Origin of the sequence: Bacteroides sp. D20, from assembly GCF_003436255.1 — a bacterium.
GTDB lineage: Bacteria > Bacteroidota > Bacteroidia > Bacteroidales > Bacteroidaceae > Bacteroides > Bacteroides uniformis.
The window spans coordinates 84,048-106,864 of the sequence record NZ_QSOO01000004.1; the positions used below are offsets into that span (position 1 = coordinate 84,048).

The 22,817-nt window shown below is 47.6% G+C and carries 20 protein-coding genes; 2 read left to right on the plus strand and 18 right to left on the minus strand.

The annotated features are described in order from the left end of the window. Positions 1 to 69 precede the first annotated feature (69 nt). Complete coding sequence (gene gadC, locus DXD78_RS05310; RefSeq protein WP_005832260.1) at positions 70 to 1,656, plus strand: putative glutamine/gamma-aminobutyrate antiporter GadC; 1,587 nt, start codon at positions 70 to 72, stop codon at positions 1,654 to 1,656. A gap of 92 nt (positions 1,657 to 1,748) precedes the next feature. On the opposite strand, the gene DXD78_RS05315 is transcribed toward gadC, so the two are convergent. The 9 genes from DXD78_RS05315 to DXD78_RS05355 all read right to left on the minus strand — a co-directional run bounded on the left by DXD78_RS05315 (position 1,749) and on the right by DXD78_RS05355 (position 8,693). Next, complete coding sequence (locus tag DXD78_RS05315) at positions 1,749 to 2,699, minus strand: nitronate monooxygenase family protein (protein ID WP_009038261.1); 951 nt, start codon at positions 2,697 to 2,699, stop codon at positions 1,749 to 1,751. Between the two features lie 78 nt (positions 2,700 to 2,777). Beyond that, entirely contained in the window at positions 2,778 to 3,440 is a 663-nt protein-coding gene (locus DXD78_RS05320) for a DUF4858 domain-containing protein (protein WP_008664780.1), read from the minus strand. Between the two features lie 48 nt (positions 3,441 to 3,488). After that, complete coding sequence (locus DXD78_RS05325; RefSeq protein WP_009038260.1) at positions 3,489 to 4,046, minus strand: DUF4943 family protein; 558 nt, start codon at positions 4,044 to 4,046, stop codon at positions 3,489 to 3,491. Between the two features lie 19 nt (positions 4,047 to 4,065). After that, positions 4,066 to 5,166, minus strand: a complete 1,101-nt coding sequence (locus DXD78_RS05330; RefSeq protein ID WP_005832266.1) for an outer membrane beta-barrel protein — start codon at positions 5,164 to 5,166, stop codon at positions 4,066 to 4,068. After that, positions 5,153 to 5,761 (minus strand): RNA polymerase sigma factor, encoded by a 609-nt coding sequence (locus DXD78_RS05335; RefSeq protein WP_005831214.1) that lies wholly within the window; start codon positions 5,759 to 5,761, stop codon positions 5,153 to 5,155. Before DXD78_RS05335 ends, DXD78_RS05330 begins: the two co-directional genes overlap by 14 nt. Before the next feature lie 50 nt (positions 5,762 to 5,811). Then, complete coding sequence (locus DXD78_RS05340; protein ID WP_005831216.1) at positions 5,812 to 6,516, minus strand: hypothetical protein; 705 nt, start codon at positions 6,514 to 6,516, stop codon at positions 5,812 to 5,814. A 6-nt stretch (positions 6,517 to 6,522) separates the two neighbouring features. Continuing rightward, positions 6,523 to 7,233 (minus strand): hypothetical protein, encoded by a 711-nt coding sequence (locus DXD78_RS05345; protein WP_005831218.1) that lies wholly within the window; start codon positions 7,231 to 7,233, stop codon positions 6,523 to 6,525. A gap of 226 nt (positions 7,234 to 7,459) precedes the next feature. Further along, positions 7,460 to 8,308 carry a carboxylating nicotinate-nucleotide diphosphorylase gene (nadC, locus tag DXD78_RS05350; RefSeq protein WP_005831220.1) on the minus strand — a complete coding sequence of 283 codons (849 nt, stop codon included), beginning with the start codon at positions 8,306 to 8,308 and terminating at the stop codon, positions 7,460 to 7,462. Next, entirely contained in the window at positions 8,301 to 8,693 is a 393-nt protein-coding gene (locus tag DXD78_RS05355; RefSeq protein ID WP_009038259.1) for a DUF4783 domain-containing protein, read from the minus strand. The genes nadC and DXD78_RS05355 overlap by 8 nt, the downstream gene beginning before the upstream one ends. 94 nt (positions 8,694 to 8,787) lie before the next feature. On the opposite strand from DXD78_RS05355, the gene rlmH reads away from it, so the two are divergent. Next, positions 8,788 to 9,261 (plus strand): 23S rRNA (pseudouridine(1915)-N(3))-methyltransferase RlmH, encoded by a 474-nt coding sequence (gene rlmH, locus DXD78_RS05360; protein ID WP_005831223.1) that lies wholly within the window; start codon positions 8,788 to 8,790, stop codon positions 9,259 to 9,261. Between the two features lie 6 nt (positions 9,262 to 9,267). On the opposite strand, the gene DXD78_RS05365 is transcribed toward rlmH, so the two are convergent. The 9 genes from DXD78_RS05365 to DXD78_RS05405 all read right to left on the minus strand — a co-directional run bounded on the left by DXD78_RS05365 (position 9,268) and on the right by DXD78_RS05405 (position 22,798). Beyond that, a complete protein-coding gene (locus DXD78_RS05365) occupies positions 9,268 to 12,177 on the minus strand; it encodes a bifunctional fucokinase/fucose-1-phosphate guanylyltransferase (protein WP_009038258.1) in 2,910 nt (969 codons plus the stop codon). Positions 12,178 to 12,600: 423 nt separating this feature from the next. Beyond that, on the minus strand, positions 12,601 to 12,957 hold the full coding sequence (locus tag DXD78_RS05370) for a MarR family transcriptional regulator (protein WP_005831273.1): 357 nt from the start codon (positions 12,955 to 12,957) through the stop codon (positions 12,601 to 12,603). 11 nt (positions 12,958 to 12,968) lie between these two features. Further along, positions 12,969 to 15,440: an FAD-dependent oxidoreductase gene (locus DXD78_RS05375; protein ID WP_034529610.1), complete on the minus strand. Its 2,472-nt coding sequence runs from the start codon at positions 15,438 to 15,440 to the stop codon at positions 12,969 to 12,971. A gap of 178 nt (positions 15,441 to 15,618) precedes the next feature. Continuing rightward, a complete protein-coding gene (locus DXD78_RS05380; protein WP_009038256.1) occupies positions 15,619 to 16,833 on the minus strand; it encodes a clostripain-related cysteine peptidase in 1,215 nt (404 codons plus the stop codon). 10 nt (positions 16,834 to 16,843) lie between these two features. Beyond that, on the minus strand, positions 16,844 to 17,242 hold the full coding sequence (locus DXD78_RS05385; RefSeq protein ID WP_009038255.1) for a hypothetical protein: 399 nt from the start codon (positions 17,240 to 17,242) through the stop codon (positions 16,844 to 16,846). Positions 17,243 to 17,364: 122 nt separating this feature from the next. Continuing rightward, positions 17,365 to 18,225, minus strand: coding sequence for an RNA polymerase sigma factor RpoD/SigA (locus DXD78_RS05390; RefSeq protein ID WP_002561589.1), 861 nt, complete (start codon positions 18,223 to 18,225; stop codon positions 17,365 to 17,367). 192 nt (positions 18,226 to 18,417) lie between these two features. After that, the gene (locus DXD78_RS05395) at positions 18,418 to 19,947 is read right to left on the minus strand and encodes a Do family serine endopeptidase (protein ID WP_005831283.1); all 1,530 of its coding nucleotides are present in this window, start codon (positions 19,945 to 19,947) and stop codon (positions 18,418 to 18,420) included. 347 nt (positions 19,948 to 20,294) lie between these two features. Beyond that, positions 20,295 to 21,629 carry a transglutaminase family protein gene (locus tag DXD78_RS05400; protein ID WP_009038254.1) on the minus strand — a complete coding sequence of 445 codons (1,335 nt, stop codon included), beginning with the start codon at positions 21,627 to 21,629 and terminating at the stop codon, positions 20,295 to 20,297. Beyond that, the gene (locus DXD78_RS05405) at positions 21,626 to 22,798 is read right to left on the minus strand and encodes a dipeptide epimerase (RefSeq protein ID WP_009038253.1); all 1,173 of its coding nucleotides are present in this window, start codon (positions 22,796 to 22,798) and stop codon (positions 21,626 to 21,628) included. Before DXD78_RS05405 ends, DXD78_RS05400 begins: the two co-directional genes overlap by 4 nt. Between the last annotated feature and the right edge of the window lie 19 nt (positions 22,799 to 22,817).

Here is a 22,817-nt window from a genome sequence, read left to right on the forward strand (position 1 = left end):
GAACAACTCTCCCCAAGTGTTGTTATAGACGCTGATTTTGAATATATTTTTCATCTAAAACCTTAACTTATGGCAAATATTAAACAAACAGTGAAGCTGGGTGTATTTACCCTGGCAATCATGAATGTGACGGCAGTAGTATCCCTACGTGGACTTCCTGCCGAGGCCGTGTACGGAATGAGTTCGGCCTTCTACTACTTATTTGCAGCCATTGTTTTTCTGATTCCGACGTCACTTGTCGCCGCGGAACTGGCTGCCATGTTTCAAGACAAGCAAGGCGGTGTGTTCCGCTGGGTGGGCGAAGCCTACGGAAAAAAACTGGGCTTCCTTGCCATCTGGGTACAATGGATTGAAAGTACAATCTGGTATCCTACCGTATTGACATTCGGTGCCGTATCCATTGCTTTCATCGGCATGAACGACGTACACGACATGTCACTGGCCAACAACAAGTATTACTCGCTCGTCGTTGTCCTCATCATCTACTGGCTGGCTACGTTCATCTCCATGAAGGGCATGAGCTGGGTAGGTAAAGTGGCAAAGGTCGGCGGCCTGGTCGGGACTATTATCCCTGCCGCACTGCTGATTATCCTGGGTATTATCTACCTTGCCACCGGCGGACACTCCAACCTGGATTTCCACAGCAGCTTCTTCCCCGACTTGACGAACTTCGACAACGTGGTGCTTGCTGCCAGTATCTTCCTCTTCTATGCCGGTATGGAAATGGGCGGTATCCACGTAAAAGACGTGAACAATCCCTCCAAGAATTATCCGAAGGCAGTGTTCATCGGTGCAGCCATTACGGTTATCATCTTCGTACTCGGAACTTTCTCACTGGGTATCATCATCCCGGCCAAAGACATCAGTCTGACACAGAGTCTGCTTGTAGGCTTCGATAACTATTTCCATTACATCCGTGCCTCCTGGCTGTCACCCATCATTGCCATTGCTCTGGCATTCGGGGTGCTGGCAGGTGTATTGACATGGGTTGCCGGTCCGTCCAAAGGTATCTTTGCCGTAGGAAAAGCAGGCTACATGCCTCCGTTCTTCCAAAAGACAAACAAACTGGGCGTACAGAAGAATATCCTTTATGTACAAGGCGGTGCAGTAACCGTACTGAGCCTTCTGTTCGTAGTCATGCCTTCCGTACAGAGTTTCTACCAGATTCTATCACAGCTGACTGTAGTCCTCTATCTTATCATGTATATGCTGATGTTCTCCGGAGCCATCGTGCTGCGTTATAAGATGAAGAAGCTGAACCGTCCGTTCCGTATCGGCAAGAATGGCAACGGATTGATGTGGCTCATCGGTGGTCTTGGTTTCTGCGGGTCATTGCTGGCATTCGTATTGAGCTTTATCCCACCCAGCCAGATTTCAACAGGCAGCAACACTGTATGGTTCTCCGTGCTCATCATCGGTGCGCTGATTGTAGTCATTGCCCCATTCATTATTTATGCTTCCAAGAAACCGTCCTGGGTTGACCCGAACAGTAGCTTTGAACCGTTCCATTGGGAAGAGCAACCTGCTGTGCAGACAGCCGGTAAAAGTGCAACAAATATGGCTACCGGTAGCGCCACTGCCAGCAGCAATGGCACAAGTAATTCCGCCACAAGTGGAAATACGGCAAAAGACACAACCAATATCCCCAAAGGATAAAAGGTTATAAGTTGAAACTAAAAAAGGAATATCCCCGAAATCACCGGGAATATTCCTTTTTTATTGTTATATGATACCAGAAGAGGGAATATTCAGAAATCCAATTCCTGCATTCTCTCCCACGCCCTTCTGCTCTCCTCCACCAACTCTTGCATGACCGACGCCACAGACTGCACTCCCTTTCCATGCAGCAAGGCAGATACCTGCCCTATTTCCAGTTCCCCTTCTTCCAAGTCACCTTCAAAAATACCACGTTTGGCACGGCCACGCCCTAAAAGGATACGAAGTTCTTCCTCTGAAGCTCCCACAGCCTCAGCAGCCTCTACGGCGCTGCGAAAGTTATTGCGCACCAGACGCACCGGAGCCAATTTCTTCAAAAGCAGACGGGTATCCCCTTCTTCCAAATGCAAGCAGTAATCCTTAAATACCTCGTTTGCAGAACTCTCTGCCGTCAAGGCAAAGCGTGTACCAATCTGCACACCTTCCGCACCCAGCACCCGGGCAGCCAGCATGGCCTCACCCGTTGCAATGCCACCGGCGGCAATCAGCGGAAGTGTAGTAACTGCACGTACAGCTGGTATCAGGCACAGGGTGGTAGTCTCCTCCCTCCCATTGTGCCCACCGGCTTCGAAGCCTTCGGCAACTACTGCATCAACACCCGCCTCTTCTGCCTTCACGGCAAAACGCGAGGACGAAACAACATGCACCACCGTGATGCCACGCTCGTGCAACCAACCAGTCCATTTCTTCGGGCTGCCGGCAGATGTAAATACAATCTTCACTCCCTCGTCGGCCACAATCTGCATTATCTCTTCTATCTGGGGATACATCAAGGGAATATTCACACCAAAAGCATGATGCGTAGCCTCATGGCATTTCCTGATATGCTCCCGCAACGTTTCGGGATGCATCGAACCTGCGCCGAGCAAGCCTAGCCCTCCTGCATTGCTTACAGCAGCAGCAAGTCTCCAGCCGCTACACCACACCATGCCACCTTGAATTATCGGATATCTTATTCCGAATAGAGAAGTCACTCTGTTCATTATTACTTTTTTTAAAGGTTTACTAATGAAAACAAGAAGAGGAGAAAGAAAGTTCAAAATTTGACAAAAAGTGATAAATTACTGTTGTTCCAAAACAGTTATCGAATCTCCATACGCCTTCAATACTTCCAGCGTACGGGCACGGCGCTTGCGGCCTTTGAAATTCCAAAACTCACGGGTAAAAGGTGTCATCAGGTCTAAACCGGAAATTCCACCGCCACTGGCACCCTGCCAACCGCCCACAGCCATATTATTGGCCCGCTCCGTCACCCGGTAACGCAAACCGGTTGCTTCAATCTGCTCCACCGTCTCACGCGGACCGGCATCAAACGGATGTTTAGCCCAGTTCGTAGGAATCATCAGAATCTTAAGCGCATAGAATTCATCTCCTCGCCAAGTATCCTTGTCTACCTTGATTTTTTTCTGATAAATGGGGTCCCAATTATATTTGGTATTGGCTGTATAAGGACGTAAGGTAAGCACCACTTTTTTCTCGGGCGCTTTCGGCATGACGGGCAATGAATTATCAAAATCCATCCACGACTTGTCCATCACCGCTTTCGGAGTACCCAGAGAATTGTTCATTTCCAATTCCTGCAATACCTCCGGATTCAGTTTTACCTCCCCCTCGCCCTTCAGCAACCGGTTCAGCCTCAACGAGTCCTGAGGGGTCCAGTTTTGGGCATAGCAAGGGAAGGCTACTGCACAGAGCAGCCCCATTACAAGTATAAATCTCTTCACCTGACAGTTTGATTACTTAATACCTAATCCTTAATCCCTAAAAACATTTCACCACCACATATATCCGCTGCCACAAAGCGGTTCGTCATAGCAGGGATCAATCGTCCACATAGTCCGTGGATACTTACGGGTTTCCCACCAGCGGCGGTAGCGCGAAGCGGCATCCAGCACCTCTTCGTCCGAAAGGAAATAGATACCTTCATAATTCTCCGCATCCGTATGTACCATCTTGCATCCCATCGAAGCATTGTTCCCGAGGCGGATAGTCTCTACCGTCCACAGGATGCATTCGCCCAAACGCAGCTTGCCACCTGCCGAATAGGATACCGGAGCCAGGGGGAAAGAGGGAATGACCGTCAAGTCCTCGGCATACTTCAGCAATTCCTCTATATCTTCGGAAGTGAACTTGGGCATGTTACTCAATCCATCCGGACTTTGGGTAGAATATTTGCCAGCCTTCAACTGCTTGACAAACAAGTCTACATCCGGATGGTTGTAGTCCAACGTTTCTTTGCTGCAAGAGCCCAAAGAGAGAACAGAAAGAGTAAAGAATACGAGCAGCATAGTCTGCCCGAATATATGTAATTTATTGTATAGAGTCTTCATATTTGTATGGTATTTAAGATTAATAAGTCATGCGCACGCCGCACAACAGATTCAGATTGGTGGGCCGTTCCGTACGCAAGGTTCTTGTCTGCGAGTCCGTATCGAAATGATGGGATACAGACGGCTCTGCAAACAAGGCAAAACGGTTGTTCATTTTATAGCGTACCCCTACTCCGGCAGCAACCGACAACTGTACCGGCTCTGCACCGAAACCATTGTCCGGAGCACCTGCAATGCATTTCTCGGCTGCTCCACCTACCATAGCATAGAAATCCACTTTCGGCGTACTGGCCAGCATCATGTTCAGCCTTACCGGAATTCCCAGCGTATGCAACGTATGGTCACCATCCAAGCAATTATACTGAAGACCGGCTTCCAAGGAGAAATGCTTGTTCAAACAACGTTCCACGCTTACCCCGGCCGTGAACGGCATATGGAAATTCCCTTTCGGCAGGGAAGTGCCGATGCCTGCTTTCAATGCCCAATTACGGGGCTTGGATGGCGATACAGCCACAGACTTTGCCGGTTCTTCCTCAGAAGATGGCAGCATTCTATCTATATCAGCATCCTTATGGCCAGGATTTGAATGGTAGTTCCCGTTTCCGGCCGGAGTTCCGTTACTGTAATAACCGTTTCCCGGCTGCTGCTGGTTTCCGTACACCCGTTGGGTAATCCGAATGGAAACATGGACAGACACGGATTCATCCTCATCGGCCTGCGCCGTCAATCCTGCCGGAATGCCGTTGGCGGGATGCTGTGTACCGGGCTTTTGTGCCATGGGGTTGGCCTGATGGATAGAGGGAAAACTTTCCTGCACCACATCCCCGTTCAAGTTACCTTCCGGCGTCATGGCCGCCACTTGTGTAAAGGCCTCCTTGATTTCCTCTTTCGGAGAGAAATACCAGAAAGCGGCAGAAGCAGCTCCCAGTACAAATACAACAGAGGCGGCTGCGGCTACGCGGTGAAACCTCGGAGAAAGAAAAAGCGGCCTCCTACCTTTTGCGGCAACCGGTGACGGCAAGTCACGTTGCAACCCTTCCCAGAAGTCCTCCCGCACTGTCATCTCTGCGCCGGCAAGACGACTGCGGAACAAACCGGTTATTTCATCATTTTCTCTCATATTCAGTATATTCTTTAATTCTTTTTATCAACAAACACTTAGCACGATGCAACTGCGAGGTAGACGAATGCTCTTTGATGTGGAGGATTTCGGCTATTTCCTTGTGCGATTTCTCCTCAAAGACGTATAAGTTGAATACAGTACGGCATCCATCGGGAAGTTCCGCCACGAACGCCATCAGCATTTCTTCGGAAATACGGCCTCCGGTTTCGGCAATGCCTGCTTCATCCGGAATGTCGGGCAATTGTTCCTCATTCACCACCAGTTGGCTGAAACGTTGCTGTTTCCGCAGGTAGTCTATCGCCTGCGTCACCATTACCCTTGTCACCCAGGTACTCAATGCACATTCGCCACGGAAGGTGAAGTGGGTGAAAATTTTGATGAAGCCATCGTGCAATACGTCATGGGCCGCATCGACATCGCCCGTATAGCGGTAACATACCGCCAGCATCTGCTTGGAGTAGAGGGTGTATAATTCCTTTCGGGCGGAATCCTTTCCTGCCCGGCAGCCCTCAATCAGTTCTATCTCATTTTCCAATGTCAGTGCTCGTTTTACGGACGCCTCTTCGCGTCGTTTGTTAGTTAGACGCAGCATTTTTGAAAATGCTGCTGAATTAAATATAAAAAGATGTTAAAGAACGGAGATTACTTATATTTGGCTTTCAATACTTGAATCTGCTTGGCCAGCCTTTCATCCAATTCATCAAATTCATGCCAATACAGAAAACCGGGAACCATGTTGACGTAATTGATAAATTTCTTATACTGCACAAGAAACAAGGCCTGGTCCCGAAGACCGTCGCCACCGTCAAAAACATTCGCCCACTCCCTGGACATGGCAGCACTCATAAGAGCATCTGTTTTCGTTGCATAGTAATCACTGACATCCTTTTGTTTCCTGCCCAACTCAAAATAAGTCTGCAATACATCCTGCAACATACGTTTGTCCGGTATATACTGCATCAATGAAGAACCTTTCAGCACATCCAGCGCATCTGTCCTATAAGAAAATTCATCCATATTATTGAAAAACTTGCCATACTTCCACAGAGTATCTGTCGGTATCTTGGATACATCCATATCATGTTCCCTCAACAACAGACTCATGTGTATGTCAATATCCAACAAGTGCTTTATATTACGGAGCTCCTGCCTATTATATTCCAACTCTTCCGTTACCAACTGCATCGTAGCACGCACTTCCTTTTGGCGGGCATTCTCGGTAATCCGGTCATTTCCCCAGAAAGTGACAATGATGCCCGCAGCCACAATACTGAACTGGCGGAAATAATCACCTATGCGCCAACTTTTTATCTTATGGTTCAACCTGTTAAAGCTTGTCTTTCCCATATCTTTTCATTCTAAATGATACTTTTTCTCAAGCGCTTGTATTGCCTCGTCTATACGTTTTCCCACACGTTCTACATAGTCCGGCGTAAAATAGTTCCGCGCTACCCTGACAAAGTTCCGTACCGACCTGTCCGACAAGTAAATATCCCACGCCTCATATCCTCCACGATTTATCTGGTCCGTCTGTTCATCAGTCAATGCCAAATGGAAAGGAACCATAATTTCGTCCTTCATATCGTAATAGCCATTCATAGTCGCCCTAAATCCATCCAATACCTCATAGATTCCGGTCAACTGCAACAGTAGCTCTTTATCTGAAATCTTCTGCATCAACATGGAGTTTTTAAGTATATCCAATGCATTCTGACTATAATAAAAACTGCGGATATGCCCCATAAGAAAGCGGAACTGTATCAATGAATCTTCTGGTATCGTCCGATGCTTTAAGTCATACTCCACCAATAAGCTGGAAAGACGTTCATCCTCTCTAAACTCTGAAACGATACTCTCATAATTCTCCCGGTTGCTTTTCAGTTCATCCCTAATCAGCGACATGGTGGCTTGAATATCTTTCTTCTCGGAGTTTTGAGTAACCAACTCACTACCGGCAAAGGTAATCAGTACACCAATCACCACAATGGAAGTCTGCCGGATGTAGTCTCCCACTTGCCAACCTTTGACAGTTGTTTTTACTTTATTCCATGTTATGTTTTTCATACCTTCCTACGCTATTTATCCATTGAAACACATCATCCGTTACAGCCAAACGCATCATCTATCTGCCCCAAACAGACCATCTGTTTCTCCCAAATACACCATCTGTTTTTCCGGGTGCCATTACTCTACCGGTTATCAAGAGAAAGCCTCTCATAAATCTGCCTTAATGCAGCATTCTTTATGAGAGGCTTTCCTTATTATTCTGCAATAACGCGTTCTGCCTTTGTCAACATGCTTTAAAACTCATATCCAATCCCTTCACAGAATGGGTCAGCGCACCGACTGAGATAAAGTCTACACCGCATTCGGCATAGTCGCGGAGCGTATCAAACGTGATGCCGCCGGAAGATTCCGTTTCATAGCGGCCGCCTACCATCTCTACGGCCTTCTTTGTCATTGCCGGCGTAAAGTTGTCGAACATGATACGGTCTACACCGCCCAGGTCGAGCACCTGCTGCAATTCGTCGAAGTTGCGCACTTCTATTTCTATCTTGAGGTCCTTGCCTTTTCCCTTGCAATATTCCTTCGCACGGTTGATGGCCTTGTCGATGCCTCCCGCAAAGTCCACATGGTTGTCTTTCAGCAAAATCATATCGAACAAGCCGATACGGTGGTTTACACCGCCACCGATTTTCACTGCCATTTTCTCGAGGATACGCATGCCCGGAGTAGTCTTGCGGGTATCGAGTACACGGGTATTCGTACCTTTCAGTTGCTCGGCATACTTATGTGTCATGGTGGCAATGCCACTCATGCGCTGCATGATGTTCAGCATCAGACGCTCCGTTTGCAACAAAGACTGTATCTTGCCTTCCACAATCATGGCCACATCACCAGGCTTTACGGCTGTACCGTCATTAATGAACACTTCCACCTTCATGGTAGGATCGAAACGGCGGAACACCTCCTTTGCTATCTCGATACCGGCCAGGATGCCCGGTTCTTTTATCAACAGTTTGGACTTGCCCATTGCCGTAGCAGGAATGCACGAAAGGGTTGTATGGTCTCCATCGCCTATATCTTCGGCGAAAGCCAGGTCTATCAGCCTGTCAATCAATTCTTCTTCCTTATTCATCTGTTTTATCTATCCTTATTTGATGTATGACATATTTGCTCTGTACTTTTCTGAAGAAACAATTCACCCGAAAGTTTCCATTTGCGGTCATCAAGGTACCGATGACGAAACCGGACTCATCGCGCTTCCCCTGATGGTTCACATTAAAACTGCCGACCTTGTGGTTGGAAAAGAAAGCAGCCATTGTGCCCTCTGCCGTCCGCTTGTCGGCGTGGGTCGACTTATTCTGAATGATTAAATCGACCTTGTCACCCAGATACTTGTTGAGCTCCTGAGAGTTTCCTTCCTTGAAGGCTCCAATCACTCCCTCGGGAACATTCTGAGCCAGCAGCACAGACGTCCAAATGAAGAGACCGGTCAACAAAAAGATTACCCGTTTTTTCATTTTCACAAGTATTTATGATAGGCAAAGGTAAGCATTTGTCTCAAAATACAATAAAAAAATGCTAAATTTGTGCGCTAATCAAAACAGAACCAGTATGAAAACTACTCTGCTCGTTGTAGGACGAACTGTAGAACAACACTTTATAACAGCCATCAACGACTATGTGCAACGTACCAAGCGTTATCTCTCATTCGAGATGGAAGTCATCCCCGAACTGAAAAACACCAAGAGCCTCTCCATGGAAGTGCAGAAGGAAAAGGAAGGGGAACTGATATTGAAAGCTCTCCAGCCGGGAGATGTGGTCGTACTGCTGGACGAAGGTGGAAAAGAAATGCGCTCCATAGAGTTTGCAGACTATATGAAGCGCAAGATGAATACCGTGAACAAACGGCTGGTATTTATTATCGGAGGCCCTTACGGATTCTCCCCCAAAGTGTACGAAGCGGCACACGAGAAGATGTCCCTCTCACGCATGACCTTTTCCCATCAGATGGTGCGCCTCATCTTTGTGGAGCAACTCTACCGGGCGATGACCATACTGAACGGGGGGCCGTATCATCATGAATGATGAATTTCAGCTCCGCGACACCTGGAATCCCTTATCCGAGAGTGACATTTCTACGAACCTGGCTCTCGGATTCGGTACATTCAGCGTCAAGGTCTCACGGATGCGCAGGGCTGCCTGCGGATCCTTAGCCACCATATACAGATAACCTCCCCCACCGGCTCCCGGCAGTTTATATCCTAAGGTATAGTCTTTTATCTGACGGATGATGTCCTCTACGGCAGGAGGATTTGTTCCACTGTCCAGTGCCTTCTTCTGCATCCATGTCTTGCCTACCAGTGTTCCGAAACTCTTGAAGTCATTCCGTTGAATGGCTTCGGCCATATCCAAGGCATGTGCTTTCATCTCTTCTAATAACCCCAGGTGCAGGGAAGAGTTGAGGAACATGGAGCGTACTATTTCTGCAAGGATGCCCTTGGCTGTACGCGTAATGCCCGTATAATACAGCAGATGGCAATCGCGGTATTCCGGATGGGTAAACAAATGCTCGGGCAACCAGCGTACCAATGGCTGCTGGGCAAATCCAGCCTCCGTCTGCAACAGTTTGATACCTTGCAGTACCCCACCGTATTGGTCTTGCCAACCGCCACCGGTCGTCAGCAACTGTTCCAGGGCAAGCGTACGGCGGCATATTTCGTTCTTATCCCACATCAGTCCGCAAAAGTCACTCAATGAACCCAAGACAGTAGAAGCCAAAATGGAGCTTGTGCCCAGACCGGAACCTGCAGGTATGGCAGAAAGCAATGTAATCTCTATACCTGTGCCGAAGGCTTCCAGTTGTTTTTCCAGCGAAGGATAAGCCGTTTCTGAAAAAGCCGGAACAAACCCGGCCAGCGCCAATGCTGCTTTGGGAATGGAAAAGGGGGAACCTATCATGCAATAGGATTGCAATTCCTCAAAAGTATTCACCACCTCCATGGCTCCCATATCAATGGAGCGCAACACGATGCGATGCTCCGCGCAAGGTTTGATGTACACTTGTAAAGGCGGCTGCCCGTTCAGTTCAATGGCAATATTCACCACACTCCCACCGGCAAACAAGGAGTAAGGCGGAGTGTCCGTCCATCCTCCCGCCATATCTATGCGTACGGGGCTACGCCCCCATACAATCTGGTCACTATACACATTCAGGCGAGGACTGCTCTTGCGTTCATACAAATCAGTCAGCAATCCTTCGCGCAACAAGTTGAATGCGGCCTGCTCGTCTGCCTTGAAGTCCCTTCCGTCCAGCTTCTCAATCTGTGCACGCAGCATCCGGTTATGGATACGCTGCATCAGCGAGGCATCTGTCGGCAACACTTCCGGCTTGTCAATGCCGAATTTATGGAATTCACCGGCCACATCCATCAAGTCGAGTTGATAGAATACACTCTTTGCATGGTTGCGTGCCAGCACTTCCCAGTTTCCTTTGCAGAAGCTCTCCCGCTGTGCATACAGCAGACGCAAGTCGGCTTGTGCTGAAATTTCGTCGGCGGACAACCGACGACTTTCCAGCCAGACAGCCTTTCCTTCCGTCAAGCCCGGTTCGGAAACCATCCATCGAAGCACTGTCCCCATCTGCTCTTTATCTTCCACAACCGGGAAGATGGCAGCAGCCTGCAGGTCCTCTTTTCTGCCGGTGATGTCTTCCACCGACAATTCCCGTTCGACCAGCCATTCCGAAAACGACATTCCAAGGAACAGTGTCTTTTCATCCCGAATATCCCCCTTAAAAGTATCGTCAAAACCATAGGGGCGTACTGCCCAGCGCTGGTCGGCAAGCGGAACTATATCAATGCAGATACCGTCTGGAATGGTCAGCCTCCAGTCATTCTTGGGAACACCCGTGATAATCTGCCGTGCCCCCAGCCGCCAAGAAGCTCCAACAAAGCTATTTTCAATCCAAAGACTGTCGTTCTTCGGAGTAAGGGGGAGATGCACTTCTGCATTCTGCACAAAGATGGCCGGATTGGGCTTCAACTTCCGGTGCATAATCTGGCGCTGGTCGTAGACCTTATTCTGTAAGGTGACGGTTGAAGACAACAGTTCGCGGCTTGTTCCATAATGGTAGAATTCGCCTCCGGGCAAAGGCAATATGGCGACGGAGAGGCTATTCAGCTCTTCATCCTCAATACGGGGATGATTTCCTAAGGACAAGCCAAAGTCAGCATACAAGTCATAGTATTTCAAGTCGGAATATGGCGTATCCACGTCCAAAGCCCCATCTGCCTTCTGCGAACGTTTCATCAGCAAGTCAACGGCCCGGTCGCTCAATAGCCAGATGCCGATATCCATTAAAAAGAGATGTGTCTTGGAGAGGTTTTCCAATTCTTCCAGAGAGGGTTTCTGAAGCATGAAATCCAAGGATTCCGGTTGATTCCGGTCCGAGATAAACACACCATGATGTGTGGCGAGCAACGGGTCTACCCACAGTCCATAGCACACCACATCTGCATCGGGAATCTCTTGAAGCGGCTTTTCCGCACGGATATATACGTCACCACTGGCAATCAGCGTACGCAGTCTTTCGGGAGCCCGCTCCATTATCTTTTCGTAAAGTGGGAGTTGAAGGGATAATAAATTCTGTCCCAGTTTTTGTCCACGCGCCCAGCGAAACACCGGAATCGGGGTCAATATCTTGCCCGCCGGTGCATATCCCGGTAAACGACGGCTTTGTCCTCCGGCATGCAGCAGAATACGCTTCTCTATTGGAATGCTTTTCTCTGTTGGAATGCACTTTTCTGTTGGAATACGCTCCTCCGCCCAATACTTCCTATCCCGTTCCTTCTGCCATTCTCTCAAGAGCCAGGTAGTTCCCCCACCCGAGCCAAGTTTCATTCCCACCGGGTCGGAAGTACAAAACCATTCCGTACGGTCTACATTTTCCAGTTCATAGAATGCCGACACCAGATTAGGCGGCAAAGACAATAATTTCTGCATATCAATCGCTGTATTGCTTACTATTTGACAGCAAAGTAAAATAATATTAGGCAATTGACATAGAAAGTTTCAATTTATTTCTTTGGTATCAAGCTTGTGTTCCTTTACGGAAATACGACTGAGTATATAGGCGATTCATAAAGAATGGCTTTTCCAATCAAGTTCATTTTTAAAACAGAGAAAAGAATTGATTAAGAGTTAAGAAATTGTCGAAAGAGACATTATTAAAGATTCTTAGTAAATTTCTCAGTAATAAAAGATAGAAATACACACGAACAGATACAAACAATTTATAGCATGCAATACACGATACTAACAACATGTCGTGCAAGAAGTTAACAACGTGTCCTACAAAAAACAAATATCGTGTCCGCAGGATATTAACTTCCTGCAAACACGATATTAATTCGCTTTTACACAAAACTATACGAGGCTAACTACCTGCTGCAACAACCCCGACAATTCGAAAGTAGCATTCTTAATATCCGAAATCCGGTTCTTGCCTTCTGTCGTAAGAGAAAAACGCATCTGACGCTTATCTTCCTTACCTATCAGACGGGTAATGAGCTTCTTTCCCTCGACAGAGCGAATGACCTTTGAAGTGTTGGAGGCAGACAAACCCAGTGCCTCGGCTATCTCACTAGAGGTAAGCTTAGGAGTATTGAGCAGCGTGCACAACAACATTCCTTCATTCAGCGATAAATCATACATCTGCGTAAACTGCACCTCGAACTCGGCAATAGCCCGATAAACATCACGGATTTTACATAAAGTCTCCATATCTTGTCCTCCTATATAAATAAGTTCACATTTGCCTTGTCCGCACGTTCCATATAGGTAGCCACGCCGCCGATGGTTACTTCATCCAGAAGTTCTTCGTGCTGGATGCCCATCATATCCATAGACATCTGGCAAGCAATGAATTCCACTCCCTGCGCCAATGCCTGCGAGCGCAACGACTCCAAAGAATCCACTCCCTTGCGCTTCATCAAGAAGCGCATCATGCGGCTGCCCATGCCAAACATATTCATCTGCGACAACTTCAGTTTCAAAGAGCTGGACGGCAGCATCATGCCGAACATCTTGCCGAAGAAGTCCTTCTGCACACTGGGTTTCTGCACTTTCTTCAAGACGTTCAGTCCCCAGAAGGTGAAGAAAATGGTTACTTTCTGTCCCGTTGCCGCTGCTCCGTTTGCTAGTACGAAGGTTGCCAGCGCTTTGTCCAGGTCGTCACTGAACAGAATCAGCGTCTTTCCCCTACCCCTGGCTGCGGAAACATTGGAAGCAGATGTACAAGCCGGAGCACCTTTCTCGATGACTACCGTATAGCGTCCTTTCTCGTCATGCTTCTCTATCAATTTATTTCCCGTCGTATCACACCAGGCAGAAGCATCGCGTGCAAAACCGGCATCGGTTGCCACAATCTCCACACGCTCGCCCACAGCAATGCTATCCATCGCCTTTTTCACCTGCATGATAGGTCCCGGACATTGCAAACCGCAAGCATTTATCTTCAACGTTTCCTTCTTGGACACTGATGCATCCGCAGGAACATCATCAGTAGCAGCCTCTACCGAAGAAGAAGAGCCGCCGCCTGCCGGAGCAGATGGAAACGGCAGAGGTGCTGTTGCCGTGGAGTAGGTCTTATAACCACCTATCAGATTGCGCACATTGCGATAGCCGCGCCCCATCAAGATGCGCAGGGACAGATAACCGCGCAGACCCACAGCACAGAAAAGCACTACCGGCTTGTCTGTAGGTATCTCTGCCAAATGTTCGCGCATTTCGTCCAACGGAATATTGACGGCTCCCGGAATGGTGCCGAAAGAGAATTCCTCGGGCGTACGGGTATCTATCAGCATCACTTTATCCTTCTCTTCTACCAGCTCGCGCCAAGAGATGACAGGCATAGCACCGCTGATAATGTTCGATGCTACATAGCCGCCAATAGCGATGGGGTCTTTGGCCGAGGAGAAAGGAGGCGCATACGTGTGCTCCGTCTCCATCAAATCGTAGACTGTGCCACCCCGCTTGATGAGTCCGGCTATCTGGTCGATTCGCTTGTCCACTCCCTCGTAACCGATACATTGCGCACCATAGAGTTTACCGGTTTTGGGATGGAAAGTCAGTTTCAAGGTCAAAGGCAGGGCATCCGGATAGTAACCGGCATGAGATGCCGAGTGAGTCACCGAGCTTTGATATTCCATGCCCCACTGCTTCAAGCGTTTGGCTGCAAGGCCCGTAGAGGCTACCGTCATGTCGAATACTTTGGCAATGGAGGTGCCGATAGCTCCTTCGTAGGAAACAGTATTGCCAAACACCATATTATCAGCAACGATACGTCCCTGGCGGTTGGCAGGATTTGCCAGATAATTGAGCCAGGGCTTTCCGGTCAGCGGATGAGGATATTCGATGGCATCGCCCACGGCATAGATGTCTTTTTCGGAAGTCTCCAAGTGTTCGTCTACCCAGATACCGCCCATCTCGCCCAGTTTCAAGCCGGCTTGTTGCGCCAATGCAGTGGCAGGACGCACACCGATGGAGAGTAACACCATATCGGCAGGAATGGCCTTTCCGCTTTTCAGGAATACGGTGATTCCGTTGTCCGTACGCTTGAAGTGGGTTACGCCTTCTTCCAGATAGAGGGAGACACCTTTCTGCAACAGATGCTGATGAATAGGTGCCGCCATAGAGAAGTCGATAGGCGCCATCACCTGATTACCCATTTCGACTACAGACACATGAACACCGGCATGATGCAGGTTCTCCGCCATTTCCAATCCGATGAAACCGGCACCTACCACCACGGCGCGTTTCACCTGCTTGTCCGAGATATAAGCCTTGATATGGTCGGTATCTTCTACATTGCGCAACGTGAAGATGCCTTCGGAATTAATGCCTTCCAAGGGGGGCTTCACGGGGTTAGCACCGGGAGAAAGCAAAAGTTTGTCATAGCTTTCATCGTACTCCTTGCCTTCCGCATTGCGTATGGTAACGGTCTTGTTTTTGGGATGGATGGCGATTACTTCATTCTGCACACGCACATCAATGCGGAAGCGCTTGCCGAAAGATTCGGGTGTCTGTACCAACAGCTTCTCGCGCTCTGCTATCACTCCACCTATATAATAAGGTAAACCACAATTAGCATACGAGATGTAAGGGCCTTTCTCCAATAAAAGGATTTCAGCCATTTCGTCCACTCTTCTCAGTCGGGCGGCTGCCGTGGCTCCACCTGCTACACCGCCAATGATTACATATTTCATAATTCTTCGTTTTTTAAGTTTGACGATGCAAAGAAAATAATTATTTTCAATAAAACATAATTTCCAAAGGAAAATATTATTAAAAGACTCATTTTTAATAAGAATAGGCATAAAAAAACGGATTATTACAAGTTTTTACACCTATAATAATCCGTTCAGTATGCAAGTTTTTATAAGCTTACCAACCAAGCCGAGCAAGACCGACAGCACTATACCATGAAGTAGAACGATAAGCGGCATTAGCAGCTTGAGCAGCAGCAGAAGTGGCAGTGGAAGGTATATAATGGCTAACCCCATTTGCCCGCTTCATGGAGAACATACCAACAGACATCGAATAAATCATCGGTGTTTTTTTCCAACAGACAGAAGCTGCATCATATGCTTGCTTCCATTCATCCAAGGCAACTTCATCCACAACGAGTTTTTCCATCATTTCTACGAAATCATAATAGCCTACATAATAAGACGATCCTACTTTACGCTGATCATAATCAAAGACCGATGACCGAAGAACTTCTCTATCTGCTGTCACTCCCGACAAAGCATTTGCTGTAGCAGCAGCTAAGTTCTCAAGCTCAGAAGATTTCAGCACATCTATAGCAGTGCCCATTGTCCAATTGCTATTACTTCCTATTTTTCCAGTATAAATTTCATCATAAGCAGCAAAAGTCCCAATAGCCATTTCTACCGCTGCACCTTTCTGAAATATAAATGGAAACATTCTATCATAGGCAGCACCAGGACCTGGATTCTCAGCAGGGAAACCAATATAGTAATCGCAACAATCACGCAACTCATACGCGACTTCCACCGACTGCATAAAGCAAGCATCAAACATAATAAAATCAAAATGAGGAGCGTTCTGTAATACTAACTTCAAGTCCTCAATATTCATATAATGCCCTCCTCCAGTCTTATCATTTCCTATCCAGCGAGTAGAAGGCAATGGAGTAGGTATCCATCCTTCCCCATGCGACCAATAAATCAAACCATAACTTTCCGCTTTATATAAAGAATTCCCAAACACATCATTGAATACCTCTTGCGTCTCAGCGACTCCGCACGAATTTCTATCTTCGTATTCTTTGACTATTGTTTCAACAACAGTACCACCTTTATTTTCAATTTCAATCAAACGAGGAAATCCCGTATCTATATACACCAATAAATGCATATCAGATGTATTATCAATTGAAGCCATCCCAGCTTTCAATTCCTCCAAATCCCCATCCGTAAAGCTAGCCAATGGATTTATACTATTATCCGCTGCCATATATACCAGCACAGTACGTTTCCCATCAACCGGAGGATCAGGTATCGGGTCATCACCACGACACGCCGACATGAACAAGGGGAAAACGAAGAAAAAAAGAAGATATAGTTTTGTTTTCATACTTGAAATCTTATTCCTGCGGTTTTGCAAATGTGAAAGCCTCAGGCTTCACCACCTGCAAAACCATATTCTTACTCTTCTTATACTTACCTTTTACCTTTACAGCCTCTTTTTCCAACTTTTTCCTGTTTTCAGAGAAATAAATCATGCAAGTATAGTCCGGCTTCTTCAGATTATACTCCAGATAATTCTTGAGCTGGTAAGTGTATAAATCACGCTTGGGCAAGAATCCATTCTTATCCAGCTCTACGCTGTCCAATACCTGGATGTCTGTATAATATACGATGGAGTCATTGAAAGAAGCCGCCACACCAAAAGCATATACAGCCTTTTCCTTATCTTTCATTGTAAAAGCCGAGCACAACGCAAAAACCAAAGCTACGGCACAAAGTATACGAACGTATTTCATTGAGTTATGAGTTATAAGTTATGAATTATCAATGGGGGCAAAGATATAAAAAAAACCGCACGCCTACTAAAGACGTACGGTTTTTTAATTCCTTCTATTTGTCGGAAACTGATATTTCTTATTTATCCCAAATAAGATTTGAGCAATTTACTACGATTACTTTGTCTTAATCTTCTGATTGCTTTTTCCTTAATCTGACGCACACGCTCACGGGTCAAGCCGAATTTGTCGCCGATTTCCTCTAATGTCATTTCCTGCTGTCCGATACCGAAAAACATCTGTATGATTTCTTTTTCCCTATCGGTTAACGTAGAAAGAGCTCTATCAATTTCCCTCGCAAGAGACTCGTTCACCAAAGAGCGGTCGGCCATAGGGGAGTCGTCGTTGACCAGCACATCGAGCAAGCTGTTGTCCTCTCCTTCTACAAAAGGTGCGTCCACCGAAATGTGACGGCCGGACACCTTCAGCGTATCAGAGATTTTGTCAACAGGGATTTCCAGTTCATCGGCAAGCTCTTCAGGAGACGGACGACGTTCGTTTTCCTGCTCGAACTTGGAGAAGGCCTTGCTGATTTTATTCAGCGAGCCTACCTGGTTCAACGGAAGACGTACAATACGCGACTGCTCTGCCAAAGCCTGCAGAATGGACTGACGTATCCACCATACTGCATAACTGATGAACTTGAAACCACGTGTTTCATCGAACTTTTCGGCAGCCTTGATCAGTCCTAAATTACCCTCGTTAATCAAGTCGGGCAAACTCAAACCTTGGTTTTGGTACTGCTTGGCCACAGATACAACGAAACGCAGATTGGCACGTGTCAATTTCTCCAGTGCAACACGGTCACCCTTGCGGATGCGCTGAGCGAGCTCCACTTCCTCTTCAACAGTAATGAGGTCTTCGCGACCGATTTCCTGCAAATACTTGTCAAGAGAAGCGCTCTCTCTGTTAGTGATACTTTTTGTAATTTTAAGTTGTCTCATTCTTATAATACAGATTTGGGTTGCAAAGGTACGACAAATTATTTTGTTACAATAATTTCATCCCAACTTTTTCACCTTATTTATATCTTATCCTATATAACAAAAAGGATGCCGGTATGTATTGTACCGACACCCCCTTTTTCGCTATTGTTAGCTAATATTACAATCTTCTTACCTAACTATCCCTATTTTTTATTCTTGAGTCAAATCAACGGCATACATTGCACGTTTTCCTGACGGGAACATACCGGTGATGAACAAACCTTGCTCAGGAGACTTTCTTGCCTCTTTCATCGCCTTTTCCAAATCGTCCACCGTCTTCATCGGCACTCCGTTGGCTTTCAGAATGATGAAGCCCTTGCGGATACCTGCATCGGCCATCTTGCCATTGGTAACCCCGGTAACTTCCAGACCGTAACCCAGGTTCAACTGCTTCTTCAGCTCGGAAGATACGGGCTTGAAGGCTGCACCCAAGATTTCCATTCCGGCATCCTTCACTACCTTCGTAGTGCCTTGCTCATTCTTCAGCGTGATTTCGAATTCCTTTTCCTTCTTGTCACGAACCACTGTTACCTTCACTTTGTCGCCCGGACGGTGTTTTGCCAGCATTTCCTGCAAATCCGAGAACTTGTGAATCTTCTTGCCGTTCAATGCTATGATTACATCATTTTCCTTCAAGATGCCGGCAGCGGAACCACCTTCAACAACTTCGGCCACATAGATACCCTCTTTCACACCAAGTTCGTCGGCCTTCTTCTTCAGTTCTTCGGTCCAACGTTCGTCCATCTGCAGGTCTGTGCTCAAATCACTACCCTTGATGCCAAGGAGCGCGCGCTGCACGGTACCAAACTGTTTCAAGTCGGCTACCACCTTTGTCATAATGCTGGTAGGGATGGCAAAACCATAGCCGGAATAAGCACCCGTGGGTGAGTAAAGCATGGCATTGATACCAACTAGCTCGCCTTTGGCATTCACCAACGCACCACCACTGTTACCTTGGTTGATGGCAGCATCCGTCTGAATGAAAGACTGGATGTTTGCAGCTTGTCCGTTGGAGGCAGAAGAGCCAATGGAACGGGCTTTTGCACTGACGATACCAGCTGTTACGGTAGAGTTCAGGTTGAACGGATTACCTACTGCCAATACCCATTCTCCCACCTTCAACTGGTCGGAGTCACCAACCGGAATTGTCGGGAAGTCATCCCCTTCAATCTTAATCAATGCCAAGTCCGTGCTAGGGTCAGTACCGATGATGCGTCCTTTCAGCTCACGGTCGTCATTCAGTTTCACAGTGATTTCATCAGCACCTTCCACCACGTGATTGTTCGTCACAATATATCCGTCTTTGGAGATGATGACCCCCGAACCGAAACCTACACGCGGCTGGGTCTGTATCTGGCGCTGGCGTCCACGACCGTCTCCAAAGAAGAAGTCAAAAATATCCGGCTGTTCTTGCACCGTCTGAGTCTTGCTCAACTGAGTGGCACGTATATGCACTACAGCATGGAGCGAGCTCTCCGCTGCTTGTGTCAAATCCACAGGCTGGGCATCCGTTGCATGGAAAGCTGCCGGCAGCAGATTATTCGGGTTCTGTTGGAACAACTCGCTGAATGCGGCAGGCTTTTCCTTATTCAGCATCTTATAAGTGGTCAATCCAGCCACTCCAGAGCTCAGGAGCACGATAGCCGCAACTCCAAGGATGTTTTTTGTTGTCTGTTTCATACTATTCTTCCTATTCTTTAAATTGTTAATATTCAAGTTTCGTTTAACATTACGACGTTAAAATAACGACAAAAAACGTTCAGTTATTCCGCTTGTCACTCTTTTTTGTTCTCTTTTAACAGAGGATATTTAGGGCTTAACAGCGGTTAACGGCAAAGACTGACAAATTAGCATTTATGTACGATTGCTGACTGTTAAAGAACTGACAGATAGGGCATAAAAAGACGCATCACCCGTTGCGGCCGAAACGGATGATGCATTTGGGGTAAACAGATGATGCGTTTATACCAAACAGATGATGTGTTCGGGCTGAACGCATCATCTGTTTTTAGAGGGCAGATAGTACCTTAATAATTCAAGTAATCAATGTCCATGTGGTAGTCCCACTGCGGGAAGTAGAGGTTACCTCCCTCCCACTCCACCTCGCCACGCTGGAAGTCGACGGTCTCGCTGCGGGGATACTGCTTTTCGGGCTGTAGCGGCATGCCGTAATCAGTGTTCACAATCATGCGCCAAGAGTCTATACCACCCAGGAAGAAATATTCTTCGTCGGCATTGCGAGCAAAGGCAGGAATGCCGAATGACTGGTCGGCAGGCACCCAACCCACACCCTCAAAATAGACTTCTGCCCAATCGTGCAGATTCCATGCACGGGGATGCATCATGAAGCCGCTCTGGAAATGTGCGGGAATTCCACTGATGCGGCAAAGCGTAATGAACAGCAGGCTGACTTGGCCACAGTCTCCGTGACGGTTGTCCAACACATATTCCGGGATATTCTCAATGGTGGAATATTCGCGTGCAGAAGCCCACGGGAAGTTGTCATTCACCCAACGGAAGATACGTTTGGCTTTCAAGTAGGGGTTGGTTTCACCGGCTGTCAATTTGGCAGCAAGTTCGCGCAAGCGTGGGGAAAAGACGATATGCTTCTCACGCTCGGCAGTATATTCCTTATAAAGGGCGGTCGTCGTATCATAGGGCTGCACGTCTTCCGGCTTCAGATTATGCCATTCGCCGTTGGCGGTAAACTCAAAGGTTTCGGAGAATACGGTCGGTTCGCCTTCGACAGCACGTTTCTCCATGTACAATGTACTGTGACGGCACTCGGGCGACGAAAAGGTGTATTGCGGTTCACTGGCCGAAATGAACTCGACATCCTGCTGCCGAGCCTGGTCCTGACGGGGATAGGGCAACCAGCAACGGATGATTTTCCCGGCAGGCACGGCATTGGTATCCACGGTCAACGTGTAGGTGACGCGCATGCGCTTCGGCGCAACAATGGCCTTGCCCTCCTTCTTCACAGCAGAAATGATTTCGGGCAGGTTCTCCATATTCACTTTCTCGCTGCCACTCGGCGAAGAACCTTCCTTGGCTATCTTGATGTCATAGCAAGTGGAGTCCACACGAAACAGATTAGGTCCGGCATTACGGAAATAGCGTTTCTCTCCATCCAGCATCATGCACTCCAAAGCTTTGGAAGCTTCCCACTGGCGCATCTGCTCATCGGTCACGTCGGGAATATACTTGCGGATATAGTCCTTCACCTGGGATTCCGTCATACAGAAATCCGTAAGCAGACGTTGGTGCAGGTCGTCCTCCCAATTATAGGGCTTGCTCTCGGACTTCGTGCTGCATGCAGAAGCTATCACAAACAGAGCGACGGTATACAATAGCTTTCTCATAACTTCACCACTCCAATACCCGGCAAATCGGGCAACGTTATCTTACCTTTCACAACCTCCATACCCTTGAAACGGTCGTTCGCAATCAGCAGACTACCGTCTAAGTCGGCAAAGTCCACTGCCGGAGAGAATTGAGAGGCAGCGGTAATGGCACAAGAGGTCTCGGTCATACAGCCTACCATCACTTTCATGTCCAATGCACGTGCCAAAGTCACCATCTTCCAGGCTTCGCGCATACCGGTACACTTCATCAGCTTGATGTTGATGCCCGTAAAGGCGCCCTTCAAGCCTGCCACATCCTTCAGACGCTGAATGGACTCATCGGCAAATATGGGTAACGGGCTTTGCTGGGCGACCCATGCGATATCGTCCAATTGTTCCTTGGGCATCGGTTGCTCTATCATGACAATTCCTTTTTCGTGCAGCCAATGTATCATATCGAGCGCATGATGTTTGTCTTTCCAGCCCTGGTTGGCATCAATGGCAATCGGAAGGTCTGTCACCGAACGGATGGTCTCTATCATTTCTTTGTCGTTCTCCCGCCCCAGCTTCACTTTAAGGATATTGAACCGGTCGGCACACTCTTTCGTCTTTTCACGCACCACGTCGGCCGTATCAATGCCGATGGTGAAAGTTGTAGAGGGAGTCTTTTCCTTGTCCAAACCCCATATCTTATACCAAGGGGCTTGCAACAGTTTGCCCACAAGGTCGTGCAAGGCGATGTCCACAGCAGTTTTAGCAGCGGAATCCCCTGCCGAGAGGCTGTCTATATAAGCCAGTATATCTTCCAGCTGAAAGGGGTCTGAGAATTGGCCGATAACATCCTGCACCTTCTTCAGAAAAGCCAGTACACTGTCCATCGTGCCTAATTCGTGTTGCAGGTACGGGGGCATGGAGGCTTCACCATAACCGATAATGCCATCATATTCTATCTCGACTTGAACGTCGGGAGTGGTAGTACGCGAGTAGGTGGCCACTGTAAAGACATGGCGCAATTTCAGTTCATAGGGGAAGAAACGCAGTTTCATTTTGGGGGTTACACCTGCCCTACTGTTCACGTTGAACAAGGAAGGAGCGTCATTTCCTCCGGCAAATACATGATTGATTGCCATGCCTGAGCCGAGTGCGGCAAAAGCGGCGGTTTTCAGGAAATCTCTTCTGTTTGACATAATTGTGTGTGTATTAAAT

Bases quoted from the DNA above. Each gene is read 5' to 3' on its own strand.
- DXD78_RS05395 (WP_005831283.1), bottom strand. From the start codon at position 19,947: ATGAAACAGACAACAAAAAACATCCTTGGAGTTGCGGCTATCGTGCTC.
- DXD78_RS05375 (WP_034529610.1), bottom strand. From the start codon at position 15,440: ATGAAATATGTAATCATTGGCGGTGTAGCAGGTGGAGCCACGGCAGCC.
- DXD78_RS05370 (WP_005831273.1), bottom strand. From the start codon at position 12,957: ATGGAGACTTTATGTAAAATCCGTGATGTTTATCGGGCTATTGCCGAG.
- DXD78_RS05330 (WP_005832266.1), bottom strand. From the start codon at position 5,166: ATGAGAGAAAATGATGAAATAACCGGTTTGTTCCGCAGTCGTCTTGCC.
- gadC (WP_005832260.1), top strand. From the start codon at position 70: ATGGCAAATATTAAACAAACAGTGAAGCTGGGTGTATTTACCCTGGCA.
- DXD78_RS05345 (WP_005831218.1), bottom strand. From the start codon at position 7,233: ATGAAAAACATAACATGGAATAAAGTAAAAACAACTGTCAAAGGTTGG.
- DXD78_RS05405 (WP_009038253.1), bottom strand. From the start codon at position 22,798: ATGTCAAACAGAAGAGATTTCCTGAAAACCGCCGCTTTTGCCGCACTC.
- DXD78_RS05325 (WP_009038260.1), bottom strand. From the start codon at position 4,046: ATGAAGACTCTATACAATAAATTACATATATTCGGGCAGACTATGCTG.
- DXD78_RS05400 (WP_009038254.1), bottom strand. From the start codon at position 21,629: ATGAGAAAGCTATTGTATACCGTCGCTCTGTTTGTGATAGCTTCTGCA.
- DXD78_RS05340 (WP_005831216.1), bottom strand. From the start codon at position 6,516: ATGGGAAAGACAAGCTTTAACAGGTTGAACCATAAGATAAAAAGTTGG.
- DXD78_RS05315 (WP_009038261.1), bottom strand. From the start codon at position 2,699: ATGAACAGAGTGACTTCTCTATTCGGAATAAGATATCCGATAATTCAA.
- DXD78_RS05390 (WP_002561589.1), bottom strand. From the start codon at position 18,225: ATGAGACAACTTAAAATTACAAAAAGTATCACTAACAGAGAGAGCGCT.
- DXD78_RS05365 (WP_009038258.1), bottom strand. From the start codon at position 12,177: ATGCAGAAATTATTGTCTTTGCCGCCTAATCTGGTGTCGGCATTCTAT.
- DXD78_RS05385 (WP_009038255.1), bottom strand. From the start codon at position 17,242: ATGAAATACGTTCGTATACTTTGTGCCGTAGCTTTGGTTTTTGCGTTG.
- nadC (WP_005831220.1), bottom strand. From the start codon at position 8,308: ATGAATAAGGAAGAAGAATTGATTGACAGGCTGATAGACCTGGCTTTC.
- DXD78_RS05380 (WP_009038256.1), bottom strand. From the start codon at position 16,833: ATGAAAACAAAACTATATCTTCTTTTTTTCTTCGTTTTCCCCTTGTTC.
- rlmH (WP_005831223.1), top strand. From the start codon at position 8,788: ATGAAAACTACTCTGCTCGTTGTAGGACGAACTGTAGAACAACACTTT.
- DXD78_RS05355 (WP_009038259.1), bottom strand. From the start codon at position 8,693: ATGAAAAAACGGGTAATCTTTTTGTTGACCGGTCTCTTCATTTGGACG.
- DXD78_RS05335 (WP_005831214.1), bottom strand. From the start codon at position 5,761: ATGCTGCGTCTAACTAACAAACGACGCGAAGAGGCGTCCGTAAAACGA.